This window comes from Vibrio crassostreae, from assembly GCF_041439375.1.
GTDB classification, from domain to species: Bacteria; Pseudomonadota; Gammaproteobacteria; order Enterobacterales; family Vibrionaceae; genus Vibrio; species Vibrio crassostreae_D.
The window spans coordinates 1-11,208 of sequence record NZ_JBGONY010000097.1 but is presented as its reverse complement, the minus strand read 5'-3'; the positions used below and the strand labels follow the sequence as shown (position 1 = coordinate 11,208).

Sequence of the window (11,208 nt, the reverse complement as noted above, 5' to 3'; positions counted from 1 at the left end):
CTTTGAAAAGCGAAATGTCGCTTAGCTAAGTGTCCAGTCTGACTGGAGCAGATCAGTTAATGACACTCTCTGGTCTCGAACAGCACATTAAGTCTACTGCACTCAAAAAGGGTGCAAGAGCTAACTTCATTGGATACGCCGACGACTTCGTCGTCACTTGCGCTTCAAAGGAAGTGCTGGAGAACGATATCAAACCATTGATTGCTGATTTCTTAGCGGAAAGAGGCTTAACCTTATCCGAAGAGAAAACGCATATTACTCATATCAACGATGGCTTTGACTTTCTTGGGTTCAACCATAGAAAGTACAAAGGGAAACTGCTCATTAAGCCGAGTAAATCCAATACGTTGATGTTCTTAAGTAACCTGCGTGAACTCATCAAAAAGCACGTAACCCTTCCAGTGAATGATCTTATCAAACTGATAAATCCGAAGCTCAGGGGATGGTCGAACTATTATCGACACTGCGTGGCTAAACAGGTATTCGGATATATAGGTCACAAGCTATTCCATTCGTTATGGTACTGGTCTAAAAGGCGTCATCCAACAAAGTCTAAAACTTGGATTGCCCTAAAATACTTCATCAACCGAAAAGGCCAGTGGCAGTTTCACGGTTGGCAGAAGATCATGGATATGGATTGCCAGTTCAATCTGTTCCAAATAGCTAAAGTGCCGATAGAAAGACATGTGAAAATCAGAAGTGCAGCGACACCCTTTGACCCTCTTTACCAAGAATACTTGGCTAAAAGGAAGTCAAAAAGGTTAGCTCGTAACTCTTGGAACGAACCTGCTCCGACTGCTTTATAAGTTGCTGGGTATCATCTGATGCCTTTGTGGAGGCTTGAGCCTAGTGCAGTGAAAGTTGCACGCTGGGTTCTTAGGGAGACGGCACTTGGTAACAAGTGTCGTCCACCCGACAAAGGTGGTTTAGGCAACCGAGAATACTTTGCCAGCACGGAATTGGGGAAAAGTCTTCTTAGTTCCTAAAACCCGAACCGCACTTTGCGAACCACTCCTCCGACACAAACTGACCCGAATTAAGAGTAATTTAAGCTACTACGGACGCGATCCATGAGCTTCGCTCATGAACCAATCGATGTGCTTCAAAGCAACGCCTTGGGAGGCCACTTTGTCATTTTTTTAATAAAACAGAGAAAGTGGCCTTTTTTTGTTGAAAAATTCCAGCACATAAATGATTGATTACACGCCGAATCCAAGAAAAACTTGCTAATCCATTGATTTTATAAGTAGTAGTGAATTGACGATCACATTTTCAGGCGGGTATGATTCGCTCAAATCAACGATACAAAGTCATGCAAAACTTCGACAGGAACTCAACAAAACAAACACTTTCAACAGTCTTATCAAGCGAAACCAACCGTTCAACCAAAGTGGTCTACTCCATTTTTAGGTGCACTTCACTTACGCCAAACAATTGGTTGAGATTTGGTTGCATACACCTTCTACAGAACCATATCGAAAATTTCAAAACGAAGTTTTGGCTCGATTTGCATAAGGGTATTTCGTCCCAATTGTATGCAATTACTTCATGCTGGCTCGCCAGTTCGAAGATCAATCATCTGATTAGCTAGCTAAACAACTTCAATCTAAAAAACTAACCCTCTTGAACGGTTCGAAAAGGTTATAGCTGTAATCATCGCGTGCCGAGCAAGTTTTAACCCAAAAACATAACTATAAGAAAAAAAAATAACTATGAAAATCTTCAATCAATCAACAGGTAACGAATACATCGGAATTAGCGGACTACAACACAACAAGGCCTCGATTCTCATATCAAATGGCATTAAATATGACAAACCAGGCAGACGAATTGTTGCTCCAATGTATGGTAAGACAAACATTTTGGGAATTGCCAAGTCGCACCGTGAGGCTAACATTCGTGATATTGAAATCGTAATCGACTCGAAAAATCACCCTGAGCTATCCGCAAAAGTGCTAGCAGAAAACATCAAAAAGGATCGCCTAGCGATTGTTGATGTGGAGACTGGAATCAACTATGCGAAATGTGATTCATTCACTTCCTTATGGGAAGGTTACAAGATGCACCCGAGCCCTGAAATTGCGAACTTGAATGCAAAGTTTCTAATCCAAAAAATCCCTCTACAATTCAATAGCGTGGACTCTTGTCTGGCATACTATCTCGATGCTGGTAAATCTGGCTACCAGGATCTACTTGAAGCTATGAACAAGGCAAAAAAACAGTATGAGTCTTTGTTGACTGAAGCAACAAACGTTACCGAGTTCGACAATTTAATCGACGTAAAAACATTCGACAACGTTAGCTACCACATAGATGGCAATCAATGTGATACTACCGTATTGCTAGGCCAGACAGGCACAGGGAAAACAAAATTTGGCTTCCAACCATTGGTAAGGTCAGCGCATAAAAACAAAAGGGTAGTCTACCTCTCTTACCTTATTCCTCTTGTTAAGCAATTTTGTGAGTCAGTCGGTGCTGTAGCGTACAACAATGCCACACTTTTTGAGATCGAAAACTCGGTTGCGCTTGGTTCCGTCGTTAACAGCATCCATAAAGACCATCTTGCTTCACTCATCCTCAACTGCGACATACTCATCATTGATGAGTTTGAAAAAGTTATGGCGAATGTTTGTCGAAACAACGACACAATGCCTGAACAAGTGTATGAGATCCTGCTTCAAGCAATAAAAATCGCTCCCAAAGTCGTTGTTGCTGATGCCGATATTACAGATACCACCCTACGCTGGTTGCGTAAGCATCGTAAAAGCATCCAAATCATCCGTGCGAGGCAAAACCCATACACCAACATTAACGTGACAATAGCAAATAAGCTTTCAGCATTTAACAGCGCATCAACCAAGCTTCAAGACGAGAATGTAATTCTATTTGATTCTCTACGGACACTACGGATGACAATGATCGACATGGGACTAGTAGATAAAAATGGACAAGCTTGTGAAAAGGCTGCATTGAAGAAAAAAGTATTGGTACTAACTGGCAGCAACAAGAACATGGAAGCACAATCAAGTTTTCTGACATCTCCATCAGAAGAGTGCACGAAGTACAACATGATCATGGCGTCACCGTGTTTGGCTTCTGGCTACTCGTGTGAAGCTGAATATACAGACAATGTTAACGTAGTCAGTGACCTAGTGCTGGGAATCGATGAATTGGTCAATTTCTCAAGGCGTTTCCGTGCAAGTAAGAATATTACGTTTTACCTGACTCAAAATGACCATTTCAATTATGTCCCTACTCTTCCTTGTGACACTGACTCTGACCGTGACATCCTTCGTAATGAGTTTGAAGAGAAGAAAAAACTATTCAATGCGAATCAACCTCTTAGCATGATGTGGAACCTAAAGCGGCTCGGTTTCAATATCCAAGTACAGCAATCAAGTAAAGATCAGCTTGAAGAAGGTGTTTTTCGATTCAACCTGCTGAAGGCTAAGGATCTCGAAGCGCGAATTAAGGCTATTTTGGCGGCACGCCTGATCACGCGAGCCGAGGCTGAAAGGCTACTAATGAGCAACCAAATCGGTTTTAAGGAACTGGCAATGCTCAAGAAGTTCGAGATTATGCGCGACTATCAACTCGAGAAGATAACAAAAGAAGATGTTCTTTTTGATGAGGTATTTCGGAACAAGGCTTTATTCAAACAAATTTGGAATCCTAGTGGCGCAAACCTAAACAAGCACCTTGTTGAGCCAGCTAAGTTCATTAAGTCCCAGATTTTACAACATCCAAACTACCAAAATGAAAACGAGACTCTCGTATTAACGCGACCTCAAGTGAAATCTATAGCCATCGAAATCTACGAGAATCGGAAAACGTTTGAGCACTTACTGCCAGACATCAAATGGAAAGATAATTGTACGCAGCATTCTGCTACTAAGCTCTTCAAGTCGTTAATTAAGTCATTGGGGTATGTCTGGCCAAAAGGGGATTTCCAAGGTGAGCCTAAGAAAGTAAAAATTTCACTGGATACGAGAGCCCTAGCCTACAAAAACAGCCTTGTGTAACAGACAACAGCGGGGTGAAAATCGGGCAACATATGCGCCCGATTTTCACCGAGCTAGACCGTTTTGCAACCACTATTCAATATAGTTTCAACGATAGCATCAACGCCCTGAGAGGCATCAACGAGGAGCCACTCCCCAACTGGTTGTGAATAACACATACCTTCGTATAGATCACGCAATTCACGATCTGCCTCAAGGGTTAATGTCTTTCTGTCTTCAAGCGTACAATTGTTTCTAGCGTTAATTCTTTCGTTACGCTCATCCATAGGCAAGTCTAGGTAAACGGTAAGATCTGGTCTCAAGAGTTCACTTTCTATTTCATGAAGCTTGTAGTGTTGTCCATTGGACATCCAGCAATGATAGACCTGAGTTGACAACCAATAACGGTCTACCACGACGTGTTGGCCAGAATCTATCAAACGTTGAGCTTCAGCAGCCACGTTGAGCACGGTAGCCATGTAGAACAACTGCCTTGCCTTGAGATTATTCTTAAACACAGCGTCGAGATGTTTGCGTGTGGTTTTGAAGTCAGTTCCTGGTGTAGTCAACCACTTTGCGTTGAGTTTCTTGGCCAAGCACTTTGATACTGTAGACTTCCCGCTACCATCTAGACCCTCGATTACGATAAACATTCTGAGACCTCCTCAACTATTAGTTTCTTTGCTAGCTCTCTCATTGCTTTCCATTCTTCATTAGTGAAGCTGTCACTTTCGACAACATGCGGGATCCCTGAATCATCGATATGGCCTTCTTTAATGCCGTATGATTCTCTGTCGTCTGATAGTTGCGTCCCTTCCAGTAGCATTAGGGGAAATGCCTTGATGTTCGATACATTTCGATCCTGAAGAAATTGAAGACTTTGAGTAAAACTATCTAATGTTTGCGTCGGTAACCCATAAATTAGACTGACCTCAAAAGACATGTTCTTGTCCTGAAGCATGGAGATGGCCGAAGATACTTTCTCAATATTGTTGCGTCGATTGATTACTATCGATTCCGACTTGATGGCAGTCTGTAAACCAAACTCGAGATGAGTATTTAGCTTTGAAAACAACGCTAACAAGCGCTCATTAATGTCCTCAAAACGCACTTGAAAGACGAGTTCTGCTTCTAATCCAATACCAATCGCGTATTCCAATATCTCGTATGATCTGCGCCCTTTTCGAAAGATCGGGTCTAACACATTAATTCGCTGAACTTTTTTCTCTTTGAATAAGTCCAGTTCCTTCTTTATGGTCTCCATCGAGAAATCATGTACTTTATTGCCAGCCACATCACGGTGAGCACAAAATGAACACGCATAATAACATCCACGTTGCGTTTCCCAGTGCGCCATTGCTTGGTATTCATCAAGCTCAATCAAACCATTTAAATATGGTGAATGACGTGACGCAAACTCAAACTTGTTGTTTAAAATAAGTTTGCGGATCAATTTGTCCTGCATAAACGCTTCTGGCAAAGTGGCTTCTGCATAGCTGGGCAAGTAGATATCGCCACCAGGATAAAGTGCTTCACAGCTCGACTCATGAACCTGGTATCCCCCAAGAATAATGTTTCCCTTAAAGCCTTTATCCTTAAGTTGCGTTATCAAGGGCTCAATTAGCTCGGTGTTCCATACATAACAACCTAAAGCTAACCCATCAATCTCTTCCAGCTTATGTTGCCCATTGATTCTGTTTGCTATCTCCCCTGCTGACAGGTTAAGTGCCTTATTTTTATTCATATCAATTGACAGGTGCTCAGCAGTAAACTTCTGACCGTAGTCCTTGTGCTGCCTGCACTCGGATAGAAGCACCCCTGCTGCAAAACTAGTCGCACTTTTACCTTTTTGGGTGTAATCAAACGTAACTAGCAGGCATTTTTTATTCTTACTCATAACTAAATCCATAGTCCTATCTATGCGACAACCACAAAGCTATAAAACTCATTTTTTCAAGCTTCGTACTCTCATAACCAATTAATAACACTATTAAAAATGCTTAAACTGTTGCTCATAGCCTTGTCGTCGACAAAGCTTGAAAGTAAGTCGTTTGTTCCCTTTAGATAGGATTAAGCGAAAGCTGCGCCCAATTCTGAATCGAATCAGGGATGGATTAGATTTAATGTTTTTGCCGCCAAGCACAGTAAATGGCGTACCGTCAGCAATTGAGTTCACTACACTCAGTGTTTTTTGACGAGTAGAGTTTGGCAGATCGCGCCAGATTTTTTTGTCAACAAGACAAATACAGTCAGAGTTTGAGCTGGTCAGCTCAGGACTACGTAGTTGGTATTTGAATTCTATATTTTGCATTTAGACGTACCTTTTTTGGTGTGGGTACGTCTATACGCATAGAAAAATGATTTTTTTCGCTTTTTATTTCAACAAAGGCAACAAAACAATGTAACCTACTGATTTTGCTTTATTTAAACTTTCAGTTAGATCATCATTTATCACATTACCATGTATAAATGTGAGCATTACAGCTCCTTCATCAGGTGAAAACTCCCACTTATCATCAGAAGTTATCCAGCCTTCTAAGTCCTCGTATCTATAGTGTATTTGAACCTGTGATTCAGTGTTGAACGACACTGTTTGCTCACCTTGAATCTCAATTAACTGCTGATTTCCCCACTCGACGGTGATCAAAAGTGGTTCCTTTACCTCATCCTTATCATTTAATGATAAAGCTAAATCACCTAATAGTATCTCTTCACTCATCAGAGATACTATTGGAGAATTGATAGTCTGTTTAACAAAGCGCTTTGCTTGCTGGTAATAGCTAACATACTGTGGCCACTTTGCGGCAAAATAACAAAACCGATCTAAGTTATCTCTACGCTTAACCGCATCGCTCCAGACCCGTTCACGCTCTGGATCTCTAACCAGTTCTTTCCAGTCATCAGTATTGCTGTTTCGACCTTGAACCATCTCATCCAATGAAAGTTTATCTAACGGCATATGCAGCCTCCTTCTTCAGGGGCGATTTTAGCGCTATAAGCTTATCTCTTAGCTCATCAAAATTTGGATAATCTTTGCTCTTAATTTTATACTGATCCAATAGAGTCGTATTTCCTACAGATTTGAACAGTGCTATGCATAAAGAGCTTGGTTCATCACTGTGTACCCTACAAAAGTAGTCAATGATTTTTGTCACAACCGATCTAACTTCACTAGTTGTATGATGAGACTCCCTCTCGTTTTTCTTCGCAGTGTACTGCGGCTTGTTTTCCCCTTTTGTTAAGTATTTACTCTTGTACAAGTGAAAACCTGGGATTTTCGACTCGATATCAAGGTACACACATAGATACCTAAATGAGGAGTCCACTTTGTATCTGGTAGTGCTTTTGTCAATACATCCCTCAAATTCGGATTCAATGGGAGGCTCTACTTGGCCTAGTTCATCCAACAACTTCTTATTGGCCTGAAACCAAAAATAGACCATATTTGCTGCTACCATCCCACTATAGATTGCAAGGCAATATGAGATTTTATGCAAATCGATTTCAAAGGTACCTACTTCAGCCTGACTTTCAGCTATATCAACCTCTTCATCTATCAATTGCTGAAGCCCAGAAAATGTTTTTCCTGACTTGAGTTTGCACCAGTAATCTATTTGACTGAACAACTTGATATCACGCGGTATACCGTTAGGTAGCTTTTCGTTTTCAAAACCATCAGATAAAAACATATCAATTATCCGAGCTACTGCATTAGCCTGACTACCAAACGTCAAGGATACCTTTCGCTCATCAAATACCTCCAATGCCTCATACAAGACCAACTCAATACATGGTCTATGCTGTTCAAGATACTGCTTGCGACCTTCAACGCTCCAGTCAGTTATTGGGAATAAATCATCAAACACGTCAAACATAATTTATAAATCCAGATTTTAATTTTTGTTTGGCTAAGCTGCTCTTTAGCTGATTTACTTCATCAACCGTGAGATCTACTTTATCTAAATAAACAGCTTGATTTATCTGTTCTGCAATGCCACAAAACCTTAAACCAGCCCAAGAAGAAGGGTGAAGGAATAACCTCTCGGCTCGTTTTAACTCATCCTCATTCCGCGATTCTTTTGTCTTCATTGGCCCCAACAGCCCAGCCAAAGTTTCATTACAACCCAGGGTGTTTAGATATGGCGATAGTCCAAGCTCTCGCATTTTGTTTAGTTCAGCCTTAGCTCCTTGTGAAACCCACCAGCGTTGGGCTGCGAGTAGAGCTTTTGAAGGTGAATATCCACTATTTAGAAGTTGGTCATAATGAGATTTAATATGAGCTGTAACAATGTCAGGCAACGCCCACAATGAACCGATTGAGCTAACAGCGCCCCACTCTATCATCCGCATATCGAAACCAAATGCTTCATTAACAGGGATAGAAAAGACACTCAAAGGGATATTACTACCGCTTTGACAAGCCCAAAACTCAACGCGCTCCATTCCAGCAACTTGGTTAACCAGTTCTAAGTCATTCATGTCGAAGTGTTTCGTTTTCAGATAAGGCCTATTAGGAAGTTCATGTGCACAATGACCATAATAAGATATGACTTCACTGGTACGAACCACTTCAACAAAGTCATCTTTTTGAACATCAGTCATGAGACCTGAAGCGTGTTTGTTCGCTACATTGTGAAAACGTGTTTCACCGCCATTGATACATTTAGAACCATTACGCTTATTAAAGTGCGTCACATGGTTACAAAGATATAGAACTGTTGGAAGCCAATTGATCTCATCAACCAATGTATAAAGTTCTTCACCCTCAATTCCAGTAGCAGCCCACGGTATCTGTGATGCAAAAAAAGAGGTTAACAATCCTATGCGTTTACAGTCATCAGGTAATATTTCACGCCAGTTTATGAAATCTAGAACCCAAGTTCGAAGGCCCTCAGCGTTTCCTTTTACATATTCACCAATATCGTTAACTAAGTTTCTTGGTAAGCTAACACTATGACCTGTTACAACTGGTTTTCCAGCATTCATCATAGCGACCAAAATGAGTACGTCGTCGTAATTCGACTCAATGTCAACTCTGACCAAAGTCAAATTTGGGTTCTTGCATAAGGCTTCTTCAAAGTGCTCGAATTGAACTGAATAATCACTGTTTCTCCGCTTCAAAAATGCAGGGTCTAGCTCGTCAATTAAACTTTCAATCTTAAGAAAGTCAGTTAAACAATCATTTGATTTTTGTCGTAGAAATGCAATTGAATCTTTGTCGTCTATCGCCCCCTTAAGCACCGCAGGATACAATGCAGGCTCGTAGAAGTAAGTAGATTCCCCCACTTCTTCTATGATTGAATCTTTCTGTGATCTTTCAAAAACCTCAGTTAGTGCTGCATCAACATCCTCTTCACTTAAATGCTCTAACATCAGCGCAAGTTCGTTCAGATTAAAATAAGTAGACCCCATCTGAAGTAAATCACTACGTAAAGGCAAACAAACTTTTTTTTCTGGGACTTGCCAATGTTTGTTTGCGCTTTCACAAAAACGTAGAGCACTACAATTTTCAAGTAACTTGCATGCAGCAGTTAAATCTTTCTGTTCCATTAGTATACGAGCAAGACCTGAACATGTTCTTTGAACTAGAGATGCTAATACATCGGCTTCTGCATCACTCTTGCAAGTTCGCCGAATCTCCATCAATTCATATTGCTTTTTGAATAGCTGCTTTAAGTTTTCAGGTGAAGGTTTGGCTTTTGCTGTTCGCAACAAGTAATCAATTTGTTGCTCAGGTCTAGCTATATCGACCTCAGGGTTAATTGTCATAATTTGAATAGGGTCAACTCCGAACCGAGGTGCTATATCTAAAATGGTCTCACATAGTTCTTTGTGTTTTGGGGAGTCTGAGAAATGCATCAATCTCGCAAAACTTAGTCCTAGACCTTGTTCTGGAGCCATAACATTCATAAAAGGTGGCAAATTGTAGTTCAGGTAGCCTAAGTACAATTCAACTGATTTCGCTTGTGACTCACATGCTTTCTGGTTAAGTCCTTGCTCGAAAAGAACGCTCGCTAGATTAAAGTGGATAATTGAAAGCTGGCCATCTCTAATCACCTTAGGAATCTCATTATTAATTAATAAATCAATAGCTTGAATGTGAAGTACCTTGGCTTTTTCTAAGCAATCTAAATCTTTATCAGGCCAAAGATAATCATGTGCAGCCCTACGATAGACTACGGCTAACTGCGAGAGACTGGAAGCGTGCTTCTCAGGGATAAGCTGCCTTTGAGGAGTGTCTATTGCTCGATTAAAATACTGAATAGCCTTATTTAAGTTATGGTAAGTACCACCTGGTAGTTCAGTGTGATATGAAAAGTGCAAGACCCCTAAATCATGGCAAGTTGAAGCTCTTGCTAATGGCTCCTTAAGAGCGATCTTCAATGCTTTGGACAATAACCTCTCTGCTTTCGCGATAGATTTTGCATCTTTTGACTTTATGAGTTGCTTTGCGGTTTCAGTGAGATCGAACCATTTACGTGTTACACGACTACGAAGCTGCAGGTCTTGCATAGCACTGTACTCTATAGCTTGCTCAGTTTGAAAAGAGAAGAAACCCATTCACTTTCCTCATTAATATTATTTCCATTTTTGACAACCGTCTCTCTTACACTTCTGAAAGCTATACCTGTTGTATATCTAGGCTAACAGTTTGAATCAATTAAAAGTTTACTCTAACTCATAACACCATAATAACCAACTTGCATAAGATGCCAACAAGGGTAACATTAAGACAGTCAAATAACTTCTGGGAAAGCATATGTATCAGGCACTTAAAGAGCGCCAACGTATAGAAAGAGACTCCTACCCTCAAGCGCTATCTCTTCGCGTCCATCGCGCACTTAGTTGGCTGAAAAAGGCAGAAATGTGCGATGACCACGACTCGAAATACATATTTCTTTGGATTGCCTTCAACGCGGCATATGCTCAGGATTTCGAATACAAGGCTGATTTCGGTGAACGAGGCCTATACCAGGAGTTTCTTGCCAAGATCGTATCTTTAGATGGCGGAAATAAGCTGTCAGAGCTAGTTTGGTCTCAATATTCATCTTCCATTAGATTGATTCTAGGTAATGAATTCATTCTCCAGTCCTTTTGGAAGTACCACTCTGGTCTTATCACAGAGGAGCAATGGAAGAAAGAACGTATGCACCCCATGAACCCACGGGGCTATGTTGCTAATGTTTGAAGTTCCAAGGTAGGAGCG

General features: G+C 41.0%; 8 protein-coding genes and 1 pseudogene. 3 read left to right on the top strand and 6 right to left on the bottom strand.

Features of this window, described 5'->3' with window-relative positions:
- Positions 1 to 56 precede the first annotated feature (56 nt).
- Both ACED45_RS23110 and ACED45_RS23105 read left to right on the top strand, forming a co-directional pair.
- Positions 57 to 806 (top strand): annotated as a pseudogene (locus ACED45_RS23110) (group II intron maturase-specific domain-containing protein); the annotation flags it as partial.
- A gap of 906 nt (positions 807 to 1,712) precedes the next feature.
- Positions 1,713 to 4,022 (top strand): DEAD/DEAH box helicase family protein, encoded by a 2,310-nt coding sequence (locus tag ACED45_RS23105; protein WP_274680853.1) that lies wholly within the window; start codon positions 1,713 to 1,715, stop codon positions 4,020 to 4,022.
- Between the two features lie 53 nt (positions 4,023 to 4,075).
- On the opposite strand, the gene tmk is transcribed toward ACED45_RS23105, so the two are convergent.
- From tmk to ACED45_RS23075, 6 genes are all read right to left on the bottom strand, one after another.
- Complete coding sequence (gene tmk, locus ACED45_RS23100; protein WP_371715111.1) at positions 4,076 to 4,654, bottom strand: dTMP kinase; 579 nt, start codon at positions 4,652 to 4,654, stop codon at positions 4,076 to 4,078.
- A complete protein-coding gene (locus ACED45_RS23095) occupies positions 4,642 to 5,898 on the bottom strand; it encodes a B12-binding domain-containing radical SAM protein (protein ID WP_274680855.1) in 1,257 nt (418 codons plus the stop codon). The genes tmk and ACED45_RS23095 overlap by 13 nt, the downstream gene beginning before the upstream one ends.
- 93 nt (positions 5,899 to 5,991) lie before the next feature.
- The gene (locus ACED45_RS23090) at positions 5,992 to 6,312 is read right to left on the bottom strand and encodes a ParE family toxin-like protein (protein ID WP_274680856.1); all 321 of its coding nucleotides are present in this window, start codon (positions 6,310 to 6,312) and stop codon (positions 5,992 to 5,994) included.
- Between the two features lie 63 nt (positions 6,313 to 6,375).
- Positions 6,376 to 6,960, bottom strand: coding sequence for a hypothetical protein (locus ACED45_RS23085; RefSeq protein ID WP_274680857.1), 585 nt, complete (start codon positions 6,958 to 6,960; stop codon positions 6,376 to 6,378).
- Positions 6,947 to 7,876, bottom strand: a complete 930-nt coding sequence (locus ACED45_RS23080; protein WP_274680858.1) for a hypothetical protein — start codon at positions 7,874 to 7,876, stop codon at positions 6,947 to 6,949. The genes ACED45_RS23085 and ACED45_RS23080 overlap by 14 nt, the downstream gene beginning before the upstream one ends.
- On the bottom strand, positions 7,869 to 10,562 hold the full coding sequence (locus ACED45_RS23075) for a CHAT domain-containing protein (RefSeq protein ID WP_274680859.1): 2,694 nt from the start codon (positions 10,560 to 10,562) through the stop codon (positions 7,869 to 7,871). Before ACED45_RS23075 ends, ACED45_RS23080 begins: the two co-directional genes overlap by 8 nt.
- 199 nt (positions 10,563 to 10,761) lie before the next feature.
- On the opposite strand from ACED45_RS23075, the gene ACED45_RS23070 reads away from it, so the two are divergent.
- Positions 10,762 to 11,190: a hypothetical protein gene (locus ACED45_RS23070; RefSeq protein ID WP_371715110.1), complete on the top strand. Its 429-nt coding sequence runs from the start codon at positions 10,762 to 10,764 to the stop codon at positions 11,188 to 11,190.
- The last annotated feature ends 18 nt before the right edge of the window (positions 11,191 to 11,208 follow it).

Coding starts and splice junctions, on each gene's coding strand:
- ACED45_RS23105 (WP_274680853.1), top strand. CDS start 1,713: ATGAAAATCTTCAATCAATCAACAGGTAACGAATACATCGGAATTAGC.
- tmk (WP_371715111.1), bottom strand. CDS start 4,654: ATGTTTATCGTAATCGAGGGTCTAGATGGTAGCGGGAAGTCTACAGTA.
- ACED45_RS23095 (WP_274680855.1), bottom strand. CDS start 5,898: ATGAGTAAGAATAAAAAATGCCTGCTAGTTACGTTTGATTACACCCAA.
- ACED45_RS23090 (WP_274680856.1), bottom strand. CDS start 6,312: ATGCAAAATATAGAATTCAAATACCAACTACGTAGTCCTGAGCTGACC.
- ACED45_RS23085 (WP_274680857.1), bottom strand. CDS start 6,960: ATGCCGTTAGATAAACTTTCATTGGATGAGATGGTTCAAGGTCGAAAC.
- ACED45_RS23080 (WP_274680858.1), bottom strand. CDS start 7,876: ATGTTTGACGTGTTTGATGATTTATTCCCAATAACTGACTGGAGCGTT.
- ACED45_RS23075 (WP_274680859.1), bottom strand. CDS start 10,562: ATGGGTTTCTTCTCTTTTCAAACTGAGCAAGCTATAGAGTACAGTGCT.
- ACED45_RS23070 (WP_371715110.1), top strand. CDS start 10,762: ATGTATCAGGCACTTAAAGAGCGCCAACGTATAGAAAGAGACTCCTAC.